A 16978-nucleotide genomic window follows, 5' to 3' on the forward strand; every position below is an offset into this window, starting at 1 on the left:
ATCACCTCTTAATTTATTTTGTATACTTATAATAATAATACTTATTATAAAAAAATCAATCTTTTTTTATAATAATTGTAATGTAGTATTATTTATTTAAGTGTAAATATTCTGAATAAAAAAATTACAAAATCTTCATAAAACGTAATCAAATTTTACAACAGAAAGCGATTACATAATAATTCATCAAAAGTCCAATACAATTACTCAAGTAAGTGTGATGTCACTCCACTTTATTATACGTGTTTATACCATATCACACCAACAAAAAGACTTAAAAGTGAGACAATTTAAGGTGGGTAATATCCATTAACTTCTACAAAATACATCTATTTTACTATTCTTAGGATCTTCATCTTGGAATTTCCTTTGAACGACTAATCTATTAACCAATAATATTTATTTTTAAAAATACCCCCATTCGCAAAAAAAAAACGCCTCCTTTTACAAGAGGCGAGTGTTCATTTTTCATATACTTATTCTAAATTTTCCATTACGAATCTGTTTGTAACGAGATTTAAGCAATTTTACTTTCTCTGACTCGTTAACTGACTTACCAGGTGGAAAAATTACAAGAATCTATTACAAATAAATAAATAAAATAATCGCGGCTAAAACAATACGATAAATCGCAAACGGTGTTAGCTTAATTTTTTCAATTAATTTCAAGAAGAAACGAATACAGATTAGCGCAAAAATAAAGGCGCTGATGAAGCCTGCAATGAAAAATGGCAGCACATCTGGTGTAAAAAAGCTCCAATATTTAATAATTTTTAACAAAGTAGCACCAGCCATAATCGGAATGGCCATGATGAAGGTAAAATCAGCTGCCGCTCGATAGCTCATCCCGAGTAGCACCCCTCCGGAAATGGTTGAACCGGAGCGTGAAAAACCAGGCCAAAGTGACAAACATTGAATTAAGCCCACTCCTATAGCTTGCTTATATGTAATGTCATCTACCGTTGCAGTTTTAATTCGAGGTTTGACTTTATCAGCAGCAATCATTAAGAACGCACCAATCAGTAAACCAATCGCCACTGTTTTAACAGAGAATAAATGCTCGTCGATATATCCTTCAAATAAAACTCCGAATATACCCGCCGGAACTAAACCGACAAAAATTTTCAGAAGACTAAGCCTATTCCCGCTCTTTCTTTCCACAGATTTCATTTTGCGAAGACCTAATAAATCCAAAATACGCTTCCAAAAAATGATAGCTACTGCTAAAATGCTTCCTAGTTGAATGACAACCTTAAAAGCGTTCGCTATTTCACTTCCAAATAACTCGTTCGATTTAAACAACAAATCATCGACGATAATCATATGCCCTGTAGATGAAACTGGAGCAAACTCCGTTAAACCTTCAACAAGTCCAAGCACAATCGCCACAAAAATTTCCCACATATTATTTCATCCACCTCGTTTATTACAGCTTCTATTCACAAAATAGATTGTACCCTCCACTAAAGATAATGTCTAATCATTTTATTGTTTTTAATCTAATTATAATAAAGAAAAAGAAGAGGACTAAGGTCCCCTTCTTTCAGCCATTTGTATTTAATTATTTGCCGTAACCGCCTAATTGCTGTTCAGCCATTTGTACTAAACGCTTTGTAATTTCTCCACCTACAGATCCGTTTGCACGGGCTGTAGTTTCGGCTCCTAAATTCACGCCAAATTCACTAGCAATTTCATACTTCATTTGTTCTAGTGCTTGCTCAGATCCAGGTACGACTAAGTTATTGCTGTTATTGTTATTTGCCATGTTTATCACCTCCTGTTATTAATTATTTGTAAATTTTTTTTTTATATGAATGGAAATTTGCGGCAACGATTTGCATCATGAAATGGTTTATTCATCATAAACTTTTTACAACGGATTAATTTCATATTCCGCTCATCTTTTTTTAGGAGGTTATACAATTGCAAATTCATGTAGTCCAGCGAAATCAAACACTGACGAGCATCGCCGAAGCATATAGTGTGCCTGCTAACCGTTTAAGTGAAGCCAATCAATTGGAAAATCCAGATCGCCTTGTCGTAGGGCAGGCCCTTGTTATACCCATCGTAGGCAGTTATTACTTCGTTCAACCGGGAGATAGTTTATCATCTATATCACAAAAGGTAGGTATTCCTGTTCAAGAGCTTGTACGAATTAACCAGCTATCAGTCAATCAAACACTTTCTGTCGGTTTTCGGTTATATATTCCTGCAAAACCAAAAAGAACAGCTGAATTTAACGGTTATGTGGAACCGCGCGGAACGACAGTTAGCCCTAATTTGATAAGTAGCGCCAGAGAAACAGCACCCTACTTAACCTACTTAGCTCCCTTTAGCTTTCAGGCCCTTCGCAATGGTTCATTGAAAGAGCCACTTCTTGATGACTTCCCAACCATTGCCCGAAACAATCGAAATGTCTTAATGATGGTGATTACGAATCAAGAGAATGACCAATTCAACGATGAACTAGCGAGGATACTTTTAAATGATATGACCATTCAAAATACCTTTCTAAATAATATTGTAAATACAGCAAAAAAATATGGATTTAAAGATATTCATTTTGATTTTGAGTTCCTTAGACCAGCAGACCGAGAAGCTTACAATCGTTTTTTAAGAAAAGCAAAGACACGTTTTCAACAAGAAGGCTGGTTACTTTCGACGGCTCTTGCACCTAAGACGAGCGCGGATCAAAAAGGACTTTGGTACGAAGGGCATGATTATAAAGCTCATGGAGAAATTGTTGATTTTGTTGTTATTATGACCTATGAGTGGGGATATAGTGGCGGACCTGCGCGATCTGTTTCACCCATTGGACCAGTTCGGGACGTTCTAGAGTACGCCATTACTGAAATGCCTGCATCAAAAATTATTATGGGCCAAAATTTATATGGATACGACTGGACGCTCCCTTTCGTTCAGGGGTCAACCGCAAAAGCCGTCAGTCCTCAACAAGCGATACAGTTAGCTTTCGAGCATTCAGTAGATATTCAATATAACAATGAAGAGCAAGCGCCTTTTTTCACATACAAGGATAGCGAAAACAAAAACCACGAAGTCTGGTTTGAGGATGCTCGATCAATTCAAGCGAAGTTTGACCTACTAAAAGAACTAAAGATCCGTGGAATGAGTTATTGGAAGCTCGGACTCGCTTTCCCGCAAAATTGGCTGTTAATCAGCGATAACTTTCATGTACGAAAAAGAGGCTAATGTTTGGAAGGATATCTCAAACGGGTCTGACTTCGTATATCACACCGTTTTCAGGCTTACTTACACTTCATTTTAAATATATGTAGTAGTCCTAGGGTGACCCTTTTCTTAAGGGATATCCCCTTTTTATATTTTACGACCGAATGTGGGAAATTGAGAGTCATGGCAACTAATTATTCAATGTTTGGAAATTACCGAGGATTTTTTGTGGCTTTTATTTTTCCACTGCCTAAAACTTAACGACTTTGTTATGAAGTTCATATCCTATTGTCCATACTGATAAAAGATACAGTAAGGACAGGTGGTGTCTTCATTGATTCGATTGAGGAAATTTGATGGAAGTTTTTCAAGGTGGCCGAATCTATTCCGCCTCCTCGGTGTAATTGCTATTTTTCTCTTTTCTTTCGGAATGCTGATTCATTTCTCTGAACCTAAAACATTCCCTACTCTTTATGATGGAATTTGGTGGGCCATCGTGACAATGGCGACTGTCGGCTATGGTGATTACGCTCCAACAAGCGACTTGGGACGTGCGATTGGGATATTGCTCATTTTATCTGGGGCAGGCCTTGTCTCTTCCTATTTCGCTTCTATTTCCGCCATCGCTGCAACCTCAGAACAGACCTACCGCCAAGGGAAGAAAAAATTTAATGGTACAGGTCACGTGATCATTGTCGGCTGGAACGAACGCTCTCGTGGAATTATTGAGGAGCTACATGAAAGAAATCAACGCTTGCAAATCGTCTTAATCGACGAATCATTAACAGAGCATCCTCTGCCATTGACAAATATCCATTTCATACACGGTAAAGCCACTGCCGACGCAGTTTTGCTTCGAGCGAATATTGGACAAGCTGATCGTGTTTTAATTACCGCAGACTTAAGGCAAAATGAATTTCAAACAGACATGTTTTCTATTTTGACATTATTGGCCATCAAAGGGTTAAAAAAAGATCTATTTTGTTTAGTGGAAATTTTAACAGTCGAACAACGTGAAAATGCTTGGCGAGCCGGGGCCGATGGGTTAATCGAGACGAATCGCTTCGCCAGTGATTATATGCTCAAAAAATTAATGGGGGAATTGGATATTGCTGAGTTGTTAGATGATTCGAATGTATCGCTAGGCTCACCTGCTTTGAAAAATGAATGGGTACAGCTAACATACAAAGAATTAACGATCTTACTGCTTGAAGAACATACAGTCGTGGTTGGAATCATTCGAAACGGAAAAAAGCTACTGCCTCCCCCTCTTGAAACCAAAGTAACTTCTGAAGATATCCTGCTAGTCATGCGCTGAATGGAAGGCATTTGATTTTCTAATTATATATGAAAAGGGGTCTGACCCCACATCTCCTATATTTCGCTTATATGTCGCGTACATGACATAATAAACGTATACGGAGTATGAGGTCTGACCCCTTTTGAACAAATGCTTTTTTGCTTATTTATTGTTAAAGTCGTTTTTCTAGTTCTGCTTTCTTTTCTTCGAAGCCTGGTTTGCCAAGCAGAGCGAACATGTTAACTTTGTATGCTTCTACACCTGGCTGGTCAAATGGATTGACGCCTAATAGGTAGCCACTTACCGCACATGCTTTTTCAAAGAAATAGGCCAGGTATCCGAATGTGTATGCATCCATCTTAGGGATATTCACAACTAAGTTCGGAACGTCTCCATCTGTATGAGCAAGCAGTGTGCCTTCAAATGCTTTATTATTTACGAAATCAACCGTTTCTCCTGCAAGATAGTTTAATCCGTCAAGATCATTATCTTCTGCTTCAATCGTCAATTCATGGCGTGCCTCTTCAACTTTGATGACCGTTTCAAATAAGTCACGACGCCCTTCTTGTACATATTGCCCCATTGAATGTAGATCCGTTGAAAAGTTTGCAGAAGCTGGGAAAATTCCTTTTTGGTCTTTTCCTTCACTTTCACCAAACAATTGTTTCCACCACTCAGAGAAATATTGAAGACCTGGCTCGTAATTGATTAGCATTTCAATTGTTTTGCCTTTGTTATACAGAACATTACGAACTGCCGCATATTGATATGCAGCATTATCCGTTAATTCAGGAGAGTTGAAATCCGTGCGTGCAGCAGCAGCACCTTTCATCATTTCTTCAATGTCAGCACCGCTAACCGCGATTGGCAGCAAGCCAACAGCCGTCAACACAGAATAACGGCCACCAACATCGTCAGGAATGACAAATGTTTCATATCCTTTTTCATTTGAAAGGGTTTTTAGTGCACCTCTCGCTTTATCAGTTGTTGCATAGATTCGTGAAGTCCCTTCTTCTACACCATATTTTTCAAGCAAAAGCTTACGGAAAATACGGAATGCAAGAGCAGGCTCTGTTGTCGTACCAGATTTTGAAATCACGTTGATTGAGAAATCTTTATCCTCAAGCAAGTCCATAACATCCTTCATGTAAGTAGAAGAAATATTATTGCCGACAAAGATAATTTGCGGCGTTTTACGTTGTTCTTTAGATAGCGCGTTATAGAAACTATGTTGCAACATTTCAATTGCCGCACGAGCGCCCAAATAAGAACCGCCGATTCCGATAACAAGCAATACATCAGAATCAGATTTAATTTTACTTGCTGCTTTTTGAATACGGGCAAATTCCTCTTTGTCATAGTCAACAGGAAGGTCAATCCAACCTAAAAAGTCATTTCCCGCTCCTGTTTTTTCGTGCAAGGAATTGTGTGCAGCTTTTACTGCATCTTGTAAATATGTAATTTCATGTTCTCCAAAAAAAGACAATGCTTTTGAATAATCAAAACGTACATGTGTCATCATCGTTCCTCCATCTCTTTAGATTACTCTTTCACTTTAACGAAAGCTTACCCGATAATCAAGACTTTGGCCTCACCGAAAGCGTAACCAACCAAAAATTTATCTGAATGTTTTTGCAAATGAAACACATCCTGAAAAATCAACAACCATTGAACGGATGATTCAGGATGCTTATTCAAGTAAGAAACTTACAGAGACGCCCTTAAAATGGCTACCACATCATTACGATTTAATAATTTAAACTTACCAAACTCTCCGTATACCATCGCTTTGTCTGCCATGGTTTCAATCTCAGAGTCATCTATGTCATAATCCGCAAGTCTCGTTGGTGCACCAAGGCTTGACCAGAATTCACGAAGCTTATCAATTCCCAAAAGAGCGATTTCTTCGTCTGTCTTACCTTCTGGATCCACGTTGAATACTCGGACTGCAAGTTGTTTAAAGCGACTGACATCTTCTAATAAAACATGCTTCATCCAGTTTGGAAAAAGAATCGCAAGCCCGCCTGCATGTGGAATATCGTATACAGCTGAGACACTGTGCTCAATATTATGAGATGCCCAGTCCCCACGGTACCCAACTCCTAAAGAGCCGTTTAACGCAATTGTGCCACAATACAAGATCGTTGCACGATGCTCATAGTTCTCTAAATCCTCTAAAAGCTTTGGAGCTGTTTCCATTACAGTTGTGAGTAGTGATTCGCAAAAACGATCCTGCAAGGGTGCGTGTGCTGCTGGATGAAAATATTGTTCAAACACATGTGACATCATGTCAACGATTCCATAGACAGTCTGATTTTTTGGTACTGTAAAAGTATTCTCTGGATCAAGAATTGAGAATTGCGGATACGTTACAGGACTTCCCCAGCCATATTTCTCTTTCGTTTCCCAATTTGTGATAACCGATCCAGCATTCATTTCAGAACCGGTCGCAGCAAGAGTAAGAATGGTTCCAAAAGGAAGAGCGTCTTTTACTGGTGATTTTTTTGTCACCAAATCCCATGCATCCCCATCATACTTCGCACCAGCAGCGATTGCTTTCGTACAGTCAATTACACTGCCGCCACCAACAGCAAGGATAAAGTCAATCTTATGTTCCTTACAAATCTCTACACCTTTACGAACTGTCGAGAGACGCGGATTCGGTTCCACATCAGCCAGCTCAAACGTTTCTACGTCGATCTCATGTAAGGTTGACATCACTTTTTCATATAATCCATTCTTCTTAATGCTGCCCCCACCATAAACAACGAGTACCTTTTTACCAAATGACGGAATTTCCTGTTTTAACTGACCAAGCTGATCTTTTCCGAAGATAAGCTTAGTTGGATTTTTATATACAAAATTTTCCATTATATCCCCTCCTTTTTATACTCTTATTATCTACAAGAACTCCGACAATTACAAAAGATACGTTTAGCACCTCATGAAGTTGAGGAGGCTACAATAATTCGCATTGTCCATTGTTCGGTAACCGCTAACTTTTCCACGATAAAGTGAAACTTCAATCAGTAGGAGGGCTCTTCATCCCCTACCTACGCTTCTGTGATTCCTCTAAGCCTTGGGATGGGGATTTTACTGCCCGTTAATACGGGATAAAAAATAAAAGCCGGTTGATCCAAATGGACCACCAGCTTACTCGTCATTATTTCTTGATTAAATCTTCACGTTTAGATTGTTCAATCCACTCTTGAAGTTTATCTTTCAATGTGTTGAAGCCTTCAGAAGAATCAGTGTTAGTTGAAGTTTTAACAGCTGCTTGACGTTTTTTAGGGGCTTTATTAGCAGGAGCTTCTGTACGTTCAGGAGCCTCTTCAGTAGCACGGATGGAAAGACCGATTTTCCCTGCAGCTTCGTCAATTGAAAGAACTTTCACTTGAACCTCATCGCCAACCTTTAAATGGTCATTGATATCTTTAACATATCCATGAGTAATTTCAGAGATATGAACTAAACCTTGTGTAGATTCATCTAAAGCAACAAAAGCACCATAAGCTTGAATGCCAGTAACTTTACCAGCAACAACTGCTCCAATTTCGTAATTAGTAGACATTGTAACACTCCTATTTTTAAGTAAATTTTTTCTCTTTACATGCAATAAAAAATTATATCATAGATTTCAAAAATAATCAAAGATAACCATCTTTCATTTTTTAAAAAAGCGACTCCTATTTATCCCGCATTAACGGGCAGCAATAGCCCGATTGGTAAGATACAGTGAAGCTTACCAAGAGTTGCGCAGAGGTAAAGTTTGAGTCCCACAGGATGTGGGTCATACAGACGAAAGACTAAAGGACTCGGCGTATTTAGTCTGTGATGCATTGAATCTTAGTTCGTAGAGTCGCTTTATCGAAGCGGAGTGAATATATTAGCGACTCTAGAACGGGACTAACAATCAGTGGGGGGTGAAGAAAACCTCACTGACTGAAGTTTCACTTTATTTAAAAGTTTCCTCTTTCGCACTACCTTTAAACATGTTATTGAAGGGGAAATGTTGGAAATAGACTATCTTTTAAAAAAGGTCTACACATTTCGATAATAAAATAGTACGATAATAAAATTAATCGTTAGTTTTACGTATTTTGACGATAATAAAAGCAAAAAGGAGTTATACATCTATGGCAAAACCAGAACAATGGACATCCAAGATTGGGTTTATCCTTGCAGCTGCTGGTTCTGCAATTGGCTTGGGAGCCATTTGGAAGTTCCCGTACATGACTGGAACAAACGGAGGCGGTATGTTCTTCTTGCTCTTCATCCTATTCACCTTATTAATTGGAGCACCCATCTTAATCGCCGAATTTATTATTGGCCGGCATTCCCAAAAAGATGCAGTACGAGCTTACAAATCCATTGCTCCAGGTAAACCGTGGGTTCTCATTGGATATGGCGGAGTTGTCGCTTCATTTATCCTACTTTCATTTTATAGTGTTGTTGGCGGCTGGATACTTTCTTATATTATTCGCAGCATAACGGGTTCACTTTCAGGATTATCTCAAAAAGATTACGGACAGTTGTTCGAAACAATCATTAGCAATCCCTACGAGACGGTACTAGCACAACTTGTCTTCATGATATTAACGATTATTGTAGTAAAAGGCGGAGTACAAAACGGCATTGAAAAAGCAAATAAAATTATGATGCCTGCACTTTTCATTCTTTTTCTTGTGCTGCTGATTCGTTCATTGACACTTAAAGGAGCCTATGCTGGTGTTGAATTTCTTTTAAAGCCTGATTTCTCTATTTTAACAGGACAAACAGTTTTAATGGCGTTAGGTCAAGCCTTTTTCCTACTCAGTGTCGGGATTTCTGTCATGGTAACGTACGCATCTTATTTAGGGAAACAAGAAGATATTACAAAATCAGCATTATCCGTTGTTGGTTTGAATATTTTCATCTGTCTTCTCGCTGGACTGGTCATTTTCCCAGCTGTATTTGCACTTGGCTTTGATCCTGCAAGTGGACCTGGACTCGTCTTTGTAGTTCTACCTGCTGTATTTAATGAAATGGCTCTCAGCAGTTTTTTCATGCTGATATTCTTCATCTTGCTTGCATTTGCGACCTTTACTTCAGCTTTCTCGATTCTTGAAATTATTGTCGCAGCTATGTCAAAAAATGATCCAACAAAGCGAAAAAAATCTACTTGGATTGCTGGTATTTTTGTATTTATCGTAGGCATACCAAGTGCGCTTTCTTTCGGTGTGCTGTCTAACGTTACAATATTTAACAAATCAATATTCGATTTGGCAGACTACCTTGTAAGTAATATCGCTCTTCCCGTCGGGGCACTGTTCATTTCACTATTTATCGGCTATCAAATGAAGCGAATAAATGTCCAAAATGAACTAGAGCTTGGTTCTACCATTTCATCTAAAGTATTTAAGATTTGGTATTTTATCATCCGCTACATTGCGCCAATTGGAATTACCCTTGTTCTGCTAAGTTCGCTTGGTATTATTTAAAAAAACATCCATGAGCTTCTGTTCTAAAACTAAAGCGACGAAAAAGGTTCAAGGTTCAGGTTCTATAAACTGTATTACCTTATGAAGGTGGCGGTACGGAGCTGATTTGCGAAGCCCCGCCCCTTTTCCACAAAAAGAAAAGGATCTCCCCAAAAGTATCAAACCTTGCACTCCATACACCGTTTATCAGGTTACTTACACCCCATATGAACGGTTGTTAGAATTTGCAGGCCTGCCCTTTTACTTATGGGGGATCCTATCTTTTTATTTATATTTTTCAACAAACCGGCTCATCCGCTTGATTGCTTCTTGAAGCTGTTCAAGAGAGGATGCATAGGAACATCTAATATGCCCTTCTCCACTTTCGCCAAATACATTACCTGGAATGACAGCAACCTTTTCTTCAAATAAAAGCTTCTCAGCAAACTCTTGTGAAGACATTCCAGTTCTCTCAATGGATGGAAACGCGTAAAATGCACCGCCTGGATTATGACAATCTAGTCCCATTTCATTGAACGATTTCACAATATAATTCCGACGCTGACGATAACTTTTCCTCATTTCCTCTACATCATTCATTCCGCTTCGCAGTGCTTCTAGGGCTGCATATTGAGCCATTGTCGATGCGCACATCATCGTGTATTGATGAATCTTCAGCATGGCTTCTGTAATTTCTTTTGGCGCACAAACAAATCCAAGACGCCACCCTGTCATAGCAAACCCTTTTGAAAATCCGTTAATTAATATCGTTCGGTCCATCATACCATCTATAGCTGCTACTGACGTGAAGTCCTCATCATAAGCAAGCTCAGCATAAATTTCATCTGAAATGACTACTAAGTTGTGTTTTTTAACGATTTTTGCAATTTCAATTAATTCTTCTTTTCTAAGTTGGGTTCCTGTCGGATTATTCGGCGAACACATGATAATTGCTTTCGTGTTTGGCGTAATGGCTTCCTCAAGCTCAGTAGCTGTCAGCTTAAACTCGTTTTCCCGGACGGTTTGAATCGTTTTAGCAACACCGCCTGCTAACGTCACAAGTGGGCTGTAAGCAACGAAGCATGGCTCAACAACCAATACTTCTTCGCCAGGATTTAAAATCGCTCTAAGTGCAATATCAATGGCCTGACTCCCACCAACCGTCACAATAATTTGCGATTCTGGTTGATACGAGACAGCAAATCTTTTTCTCATGTATGAAGCGATTTCTTGTCGAAGCTCTAATAATCCAGCATTTGCCGTATAAGACGTACGGCCTTCTTCTAACGATAAGATCGCTGCTTCCCTTACATTCCATGATGTTACGAAATCCGGTTCCCCAACACCAAGCGAAACAACGCCTTCCATATTAACAGCCAAATCAAAGAAACGACGAATCCCAGACGGTTTAAGGTCAGCTATTGTTTTAGATACAAAGCTTGTCTGAATCATGGTGACACCACGATTCTTTTATCTTCCTCATTAGTTGGCTCAAAAATCGTTCCGTCATGTTTATATTTTTTCAACATGAAGTGAGTCGTCGTGGAGATAACTGAATCCAGAGTAGATAGTTTTTCCGATACAAATTGAGCCACTTCATTCATCGATTGGCCATTTACAACCACTGACAAATCGTACGCTCCGGACATTAGATACACCGATTCAACTTCATTAAAGCGGTAAATTCTTTTTGCCACTTCATTAAATCCGACACCCCGTTTTGGTGTTACCTTTACATCAATCATGGCCGTTACCCCATGATAGGTATCTACTTTCGCCCAATTGATGATGGACGCATAACAAACGATGACATTCATATCTTCAAGCTTCTTCACAGTATCCGCAATTTCTGATTCGTCCACGTCTACCATTTTCGCTAAGTCATGGAAGTCAATACGGCTGTTTTGTTCAATGATTTGCAGTATTTCTAGTTCTTTTTCTGTTAAATGCATAGTACAGCCTCCTACATTTCAATTTTAGAACTATGTATAAAGATTCTGTTATCGCAGAATTCTTTAATTATTATAGCAAATTAGGGTAGAATTTGTTATAGAAAACCAAACAATCCATGAGTATAATTATGTACAAATTTTTAAAAATTTAACAAAGTGAGATGAGCCCCATGAGAGAAATGACAGAAAAGAAAAAATGTGACATCGACCTGTATTCTGAATCTATAGAAAGCAATGAGGATGCGCCCACTCTCGTCTTGCTGCATGGTTTTTTATCCTCATCGTTCAGCTTTCGAAAACTCACACCTTTTTTTCAAGGGGATTACAATCTACTCGCTATTGATTATCCGCCCTTTGGAAAAAGTGAAAAGTCTTCTTCCTATACGTATTCATATCAAAATGTATCCAGTTCCATAATCCATTTTTTAGAAGCGAAAAACTTAAAAAAGGTGATCTTGGTCGGTCATTCTATGGGCGGACAACTTTGCTTGCAAATTTGTAAGCTCAGACCTGACTTAGTTGAAAAAGTTGTGCTTTTGTCTGGTTCCAGCTACTTAACACCGATGAAACCCTCGATAAGAAGAGCTACTTATCTTCCCTTTTTCCCACTTCTTGTAAGGTGGTATCTCGGAAAGTCTGGAATCGAAAAAAATTTATACAATGTCGTGTATGACAAACAGATGATCGATGATGAAATGAGAAACGGCTATTTAGAGCCCTTTTTACAAAAGGGAATGTTCCAAGCGCTTGGACGAATGGCGCGGCATTTTGAGGGGGATTTGTCTGCGGACGACCTACAGGCCATTAAAACGGAGTGTTTGCTCATTTGGGGTGAACATGACCAAGTTGTTCCTCTCTCAATCGGGAAAAGGTTGCAGACTGATCTGCCTCATGCCAAGCTTATCATCCTTAAAGAAGCGGGTCACCTGATACCTGAAGAAAAACCGGAAGAAGTGTACAACTACATCCATGAATTTTTAAGAAAATAAATACATGTCTAAACAATGAAAGGGTCAGATCCCACATCTACTATGTTTCGTTTATATGACACGTAAATGACACAATAAACGGGATATAGAGTGTGAGGTCAGACCCTTTTCGGACACCTTGATGCATTATAGCGTACAGCTTTCATTCCCTTTAATGCTACGTAGCTGTTCAGCTATTTTCAAGCAATCGTTAAAAGCGAGCTGGTGTTCAAACGAAAATTCATAAATCCCCTGAATTTTACTAGCAAGCTCTGAACTGTTCTCAATATCGCGTATAGCCAGAAGTACGTCCGCAATTTCAGGTCCGTAAAAATCCTCACCTTCCTGAAACGGGTCCCAACTTCGTAACACTTCTGCCATCGCCATATTCACTTGTTGTGTATTCATTCAATTATCACCTACTTCAAAATGGTCTGCACATGTTATTATAGTATCATAAAGTGAAACTCCAATCAGTGGGAGTTTCTTCACTTACTGATTGTTAGTTGAACCAATCGGGCTTTTACGGGCGGTTATCCCCCACCTATACTTCTTCGATTCCTCTAAGCCTTGAGGTTGGGGGCTTGACTTTCCGTTAATGCGGGATAATTTAAATTTTAGAGGTGGATTTGATGAAGCAATCAATTTTTGATGAAGTGATTGATAGACAAAATACAAGTTCAGAAAAATGGGATGCATTATCATCCGTTTACGGGACAAGCGACGCGCTGCCAATGTGGGTAGCCGATATGGATTTCCCTATTCCTAAAGAAGTTCAAGAGGCATTATATTCTCGGATTAGTCACCCTGTATTCGGGTACACATTTCCTTCACACGCAGTAGACAACGCAATCCAGAAGTGGTTGAAAAACCGCCATGATTGGCAGATTGAAAGTGCATGGATTGGTTATAGCGCCGGCGTTGTTTCTGGAATCGGCACCACCATTAGCGCTTTCACAAATCCTGGTGATCAAATATTGATTCAAAGCCCTGTTTACAAGCCTTTTTTTGATATGATTGAACATCTTGATCGTAAGGTTGTTAACAGTCCTTTACTAATCGACAACGCAAGATTTGAAATTGATTTTATCGACTTCGAAGAAAAATTAAAATCCGGAGTCAAGCTATTCCTGCTTTGTAGCCCACATAATCCAGGCGGACGAGTTTGGTCAAAAGAAGAATTAATAAAAATTGGAGAACTTTGCGATCAATATGATGTCCTAATCGTCAGTGATGAAATTCATGCTGACTTAGCTCTGTCACATAGCAAGCACATTCCCATCGCTTCTCTAAGCAACAGTGTAGCTAGTCGCACCATTACCTTAATGGCGCCAAGTAAAACATTTAACATTGCCGGGTTGCAGGCTTCGCTTCTCCTTGCCAGCAATCCAGAGCACAAGAAACAAATTGAAAAAATCCAAATTCAAAACGCCTTTCATGGGGTAAACTTGCTTGGATTAACCGCAATGGAAGCAGCTTATCAATATGGCGAGCCATGGTTAAATGAATTACTTCCTTACATTGAGGAGAACATTCAAGTTGCCGAAGCTTTCATCGCAAAAGAACTACCTGCTCTTAACGTTATGCATCCTGATGCATCTTTCTTAATTTGGATTGATTGTCGCAGCCTTGGCTGGACGGATGAAAAACTGCAAGATACCTTACTAAATAAAGGTAAACTTGCTCTTGAACCTGGTCCAAAATATGGGCAAGGTGGGGAAGGTTTTGTGAGAATGAACATTGGATGTCCACGTTCAGTCCTTCTAGAAGGACTAGACAGATTAAAACGAGCATTGACTTAATAAAAAAGGCTTTTGTTAAAGGTATCTGCAAAATAAATCCACTCAAATAAAATGGGAGTAAAAATCATGCCAGTTCGCTATTTTTGTGGTGAAATCTTAGACAATCATGATTACACTATTACCTCTTCCTATATAACAAGAGTCACAATTACCCAAAAAGCAGATACCAACAATTATGTTGGTATCTGCTTTTTGCAATTTGACGTATAAATTATTTTATCTGTTTATATTACGAGACTTTTGACCCGCATGAAATAGTTCATCTAGGCCAATTAGCCAAAATACTTCCCCATCTTGCATATATCAGCCACCTGCTAAATTTTTAATATCTAGATACCAATAAAAAACTTAATAAGGAACGCCGGTGGCAGCTAGATGCGGATAGACTACTAAAATTATCCACATAATAAATTTCATATCGTTATGCTAAGCAATAGAAAAAGCCAGAATTCTCTTTAAGAATATCTGACTTTTTCTATGTATTCATGGATTGACTTCATTTTTTTATGACTCCACAAGCAATTCGATCACCAGAATTCCCCGCTGGCTGACTCATGCCGTCGTCCGCTGATGCATGAATGACGATGGACGTTTTGTCTTTAGTAAGGAGCGTATTTTTTCCATTTTTAAGCGTTGCATTTGGCGCATCCAATTTCACTTTCGTTTTTCCGTCATCTTTGACAATTAAATTAGGCAAATCTCCTGCATGTGCCCCTTTTGGATGAAGTAAACCATGTTCCTTTTTATCTGGGTTAAAATGATCACCAGCTGAAATAAAATCAGGTGCCTTACATGAACCTTTGTTATGGATATGAATCGCATGTACACCCGGCTCTAGCCCTTTTAAATCAATATCTAGCGTAACACCCTTGGACTTCTCCTGAACAGTAATTTTCCCAAGTGAATCTCCATTTGCATTTCGCATTTTCACATCAATTTTCTTAGGACTTTCTGTTGCACAACCAGCTAGCAAAAGCACCATGATTATAGCACTCAATCTTGTTTTCAACATATTCCCTCCCGACCATTCCGTTTATCCCGGTTTAACAGGCTGTAATATCCCCCACTGATGGAAGTTTCACTCTATCCCATCTATTTTTTCCTAAAGTGAAAAAGGGTATACTGAAAAAATTGTTTACAAATACATTGAATAATTAATTCCCCTTTTTTTACGACGTTTCAGACTTATGACAGATATATGTTGATTTCAAGTGAGAAACAAGATTTACGCGCCGGATTGAGCCCTTTTCTGATTTATCTTTTCAGACGGACAGTCGTTTTTTATTATTTCAGGCGATTCATCTCCTACCCCTTAATTTCGTATGAAATTAAGGGGTGGGTAGTTCAAAACCGCGCGTTTCTTATTGATGAACATGATAAAATATATGAAGCAATCTACGTAAAGGAATAAAGCGTAAAAGCACAATTGCTTTCACGCTTATAAATCAGTCTTCTTCTACGTAAGGTTCATGTTCATACTGCGGCAAGTCACCGAATGTCGTCATAATCCCTTCCTCATCTAAAGCATCCTCATATTTTTCGTGTTGCGAGTTCGGATACACCGTAATATTCTTACCGTCCATATCAACACCAACGAAGTTCTCATAATCTTCCACATAGCCGATATTTTCTTCTGATTCTACATACATATCCTCATAATCATCTGGAGGATAGGCAAAATCTGATGGCGATTCCGAAGTCCCAAAACTAGCTACGTCCTGCCAAGTATCTTCCGCATCGTAAATCACCGATTCATTCTGGTCATCGTTATCGAATTTCCCAAATGGAGGTGTTAAGACTTCTTCCTCAACAGGTCGATTATGAGAAGTGTTCTGGGAAGGTGAATGCTCCTTGCAAAATGTTGTCGTCGGAATCGCTTGCAATCGTTCAAGCGGAATCTCCGCTTGACATACTTCACATTTCCCATACGTCCCTGCTTCCATCGCTTGTAACGCATGATTGATTTCATCTACATGCTGGCGTGCATGTTCATAAAGCGCTATGTCCTTTTCTCGCTCATATAATTCTGTACCTTCATCACCTGGATGGTTATCAATACTCGATAATTCTCCTGTTGAGTCATGAGCAAAACTTCTAAGTAGTCCGAAGTTACCATTATCACTTACTCTATCTTCTAGCTCCCGTTTGGACTGCTGTAATTGCAGTTTCAATTGGTTTAATTGTTCTTTTGAAGGCATATACTCCATCCTTTCTTGGTAGACCAAATGGATTTCCTTCTTGTAGTATTTCCTAAGTATTGTGCTTCACTAACGGAAGTTTCTTCCCTTTTTGAATAGATAAAGGCTGA

The 16978-nt window shown here is 38.9% G+C and carries 16 protein-coding genes; 6 read left to right on the plus strand and 10 right to left on the minus strand.

Annotation, left to right across the window (positions count from 1 at the left end):
• Positions 1-582: 582 nt before the first annotated feature.
• Positions 583-1404 (minus strand): undecaprenyl-diphosphate phosphatase, encoded by an 822-nt coding sequence (locus AC625_RS20765; RefSeq protein WP_049683007.1) that lies wholly within the window; start codon positions 1402-1404, stop codon positions 583-585.
• Between the two features lie 157 nt (positions 1405-1561).
• Positions 1562-1765, minus strand: coding sequence for an alpha/beta-type small acid-soluble spore protein (locus AC625_RS20770; RefSeq protein ID WP_049683008.1), 204 nt, complete (start codon positions 1763-1765; stop codon positions 1562-1564).
• A 158-nt stretch (positions 1766-1923) separates the two neighbouring features.
• On the opposite strand from AC625_RS20770, the gene AC625_RS20775 reads away from it, so the two are divergent.
• A complete protein-coding gene (locus AC625_RS20775) occupies positions 1924-3210 on the plus strand; it encodes a glycoside hydrolase family 18 protein (protein ID WP_049683009.1) in 1287 nt (428 codons plus the stop codon).
• 313 nt (positions 3211-3523) lie between these two features.
• Positions 3524-4507: a potassium channel family protein gene (locus AC625_RS20780; protein ID WP_082191189.1), complete on the plus strand. Its 984-nt coding sequence runs from the start codon at positions 3524-3526 to the stop codon at positions 4505-4507.
• A gap of 154 nt (positions 4508-4661) precedes the next feature.
• Here the strand turns inward: AC625_RS20780 and AC625_RS20785 are convergent, their stop codons facing one another.
• The 3 genes from AC625_RS20785 to yugI form a co-directional block, all read right to left on the minus strand.
• Positions 4662-6011: a glucose-6-phosphate isomerase gene (locus AC625_RS20785; RefSeq protein ID WP_281177261.1), complete on the minus strand. Its 1350-nt coding sequence runs from the start codon at positions 6009-6011 to the stop codon at positions 4662-4664.
• A 185-nt stretch (positions 6012-6196) separates the two neighbouring features.
• On the minus strand, positions 6197-7360 hold the full coding sequence (locus tag AC625_RS20790) for an iron-containing alcohol dehydrogenase (protein ID WP_049683011.1): 1164 nt from the start codon (positions 7358-7360) through the stop codon (positions 6197-6199).
• 292 nt (positions 7361-7652) lie between these two features.
• Positions 7653-8060: a S1 domain-containing post-transcriptional regulator GSP13 gene (yugI, locus tag AC625_RS20795; RefSeq protein ID WP_049683012.1), complete on the minus strand. Its 408-nt coding sequence runs from the start codon at positions 8058-8060 to the stop codon at positions 7653-7655.
• A gap of 565 nt (positions 8061-8625) precedes the next feature.
• On the opposite strand from yugI, the gene AC625_RS20800 reads away from it, so the two are divergent.
• Positions 8626-9969 (plus strand): sodium-dependent transporter, encoded by a 1344-nt coding sequence (locus AC625_RS20800; protein ID WP_049683013.1) that lies wholly within the window; start codon positions 8626-8628, stop codon positions 9967-9969.
• A 264-nt stretch (positions 9970-10233) separates the two neighbouring features.
• Here AC625_RS20800 and AC625_RS20805 read toward each other — a convergent pair whose 3' ends face one another.
• Positions 10234-11400: an aminotransferase gene (locus AC625_RS20805; RefSeq protein ID WP_049683014.1), complete on the minus strand. Its 1167-nt coding sequence runs from the start codon at positions 11398-11400 to the stop codon at positions 10234-10236.
• Positions 11397-11900: an Lrp/AsnC family transcriptional regulator gene (locus AC625_RS20810; protein ID WP_049683015.1), complete on the minus strand. Its 504-nt coding sequence runs from the start codon at positions 11898-11900 to the stop codon at positions 11397-11399. Before AC625_RS20810 ends, AC625_RS20805 begins: the two co-directional genes overlap by 4 nt.
• 170 nt (positions 11901-12070) lie before the next feature.
• On the opposite strand from AC625_RS20810, the gene AC625_RS20815 reads away from it, so the two are divergent.
• On the plus strand, positions 12071-12889 hold the full coding sequence (locus tag AC625_RS20815) for an alpha/beta fold hydrolase (RefSeq protein ID WP_245645058.1): 819 nt from the start codon (positions 12071-12073) through the stop codon (positions 12887-12889).
• A gap of 126 nt (positions 12890-13015) precedes the next feature.
• On the opposite strand, the gene AC625_RS20820 is transcribed toward AC625_RS20815, so the two are convergent.
• Complete coding sequence (locus AC625_RS20820) at positions 13016-13276, minus strand: DUF1871 family protein (RefSeq protein ID WP_049683016.1); 261 nt, start codon at positions 13274-13276, stop codon at positions 13016-13018.
• Positions 13277-13500: 224 nt separating this feature from the next.
• Between AC625_RS20820 and AC625_RS20825 the strand changes: the two genes are divergently transcribed.
• Together AC625_RS20825 and AC625_RS27355 are read left to right on the plus strand one after the other, a co-directional pair.
• Entirely contained in the window at positions 13501-14670 is a 1170-nt protein-coding gene (locus tag AC625_RS20825; RefSeq protein WP_049683017.1) for a MalY/PatB family protein, read from the plus strand.
• 66 nt (positions 14671-14736) lie between these two features.
• A complete protein-coding gene (locus tag AC625_RS27355) occupies positions 14737-14880 on the plus strand; it encodes a hypothetical protein (RefSeq protein ID WP_180320127.1) in 144 nt (47 codons plus the stop codon).
• Positions 14881-15166: 286 nt separating this feature from the next.
• Here AC625_RS27355 and AC625_RS20830 read toward each other — a convergent pair whose 3' ends face one another.
• A complete protein-coding gene (locus tag AC625_RS20830; RefSeq protein WP_049683018.1) occupies positions 15167-15682 on the minus strand; it encodes a superoxide dismutase family protein in 516 nt (171 codons plus the stop codon).
• Positions 15683-16115: 433 nt separating this feature from the next.
• A complete protein-coding gene (locus AC625_RS20835) occupies positions 16116-16868 on the minus strand; it encodes a TraR/DksA C4-type zinc finger protein (RefSeq protein WP_049683019.1) in 753 nt (250 codons plus the stop codon).
• Between the last annotated feature and the right edge of the window lie 110 nt (positions 16869-16978).

It is taken from the genome of Peribacillus loiseleuriae (assembly GCF_001183985.1).
In the GTDB taxonomy this organism is placed as follows: Bacteria; Bacillota; Bacilli; order Bacillales; family DSM-1321; genus Peribacillus; species Peribacillus loiseleuriae.

What these genes read in the sequence shown, in the direction of transcription:
- AC625_RS20765 (WP_049683007.1), bottom strand. Translation starts at nt 1,404, where the DNA reads ATGTGGGAAATTTTTGTGGCGATTGTGCTTGGACTTGTTGAAGGTTTA.
- AC625_RS20770 (WP_049683008.1), bottom strand. Translation starts at nt 1,765, where the DNA reads ATGGCAAATAACAATAACAGCAATAACTTAGTCGTACCTGGATCTGAG.
- AC625_RS20785 (WP_281177261.1), bottom strand. Translation starts at nt 6,011, where the DNA reads ATGATGACACATGTACGTTTTGATTATTCAAAAGCATTGTCTTTTTTT.
- AC625_RS20790 (WP_049683011.1), bottom strand. Translation starts at nt 7,360, where the DNA reads ATGGAAAATTTTGTATATAAAAATCCAACTAAGCTTATCTTCGGAAAA.
- yugI (WP_049683012.1), bottom strand. Translation starts at nt 8,060, where the DNA reads ATGTCTACTAATTACGAAATTGGAGCAGTTGTTGCTGGTAAAGTTACT.
- AC625_RS20800 (WP_049683013.1), top strand. Translation starts at nt 8,626, where the DNA reads ATGGCAAAACCAGAACAATGGACATCCAAGATTGGGTTTATCCTTGCA.
- AC625_RS20805 (WP_049683014.1), bottom strand. Translation starts at nt 11,400, where the DNA reads ATGATTCAGACAAGCTTTGTATCTAAAACAATAGCTGACCTTAAACCG.
- AC625_RS20810 (WP_049683015.1), bottom strand. Translation starts at nt 11,900, where the DNA reads ATGCATTTAACAGAAAAAGAACTAGAAATACTGCAAATCATTGAACAA.
- AC625_RS20815 (WP_245645058.1), top strand. Translation starts at nt 12,071, where the DNA reads ATGAGAGAAATGACAGAAAAGAAAAAATGTGACATCGACCTGTATTCT.
- AC625_RS20820 (WP_049683016.1), bottom strand. Translation starts at nt 13,276, where the DNA reads ATGAATACACAACAAGTGAATATGGCGATGGCAGAAGTGTTACGAAGT.
- AC625_RS20825 (WP_049683017.1), top strand. Translation starts at nt 13,501, where the DNA reads ATGAAGCAATCAATTTTTGATGAAGTGATTGATAGACAAAATACAAGT.
- AC625_RS27355 (WP_180320127.1), top strand. Translation starts at nt 14,737, where the DNA reads ATGCCAGTTCGCTATTTTTGTGGTGAAATCTTAGACAATCATGATTAC.
- AC625_RS20830 (WP_049683018.1), bottom strand. Translation starts at nt 15,682, where the DNA reads ATGTTGAAAACAAGATTGAGTGCTATAATCATGGTGCTTTTGCTAGCT.
- AC625_RS20835 (WP_049683019.1), bottom strand. Translation starts at nt 16,868, where the DNA reads ATGCCTTCAAAAGAACAATTAAACCAATTGAAACTGCAATTACAGCAG.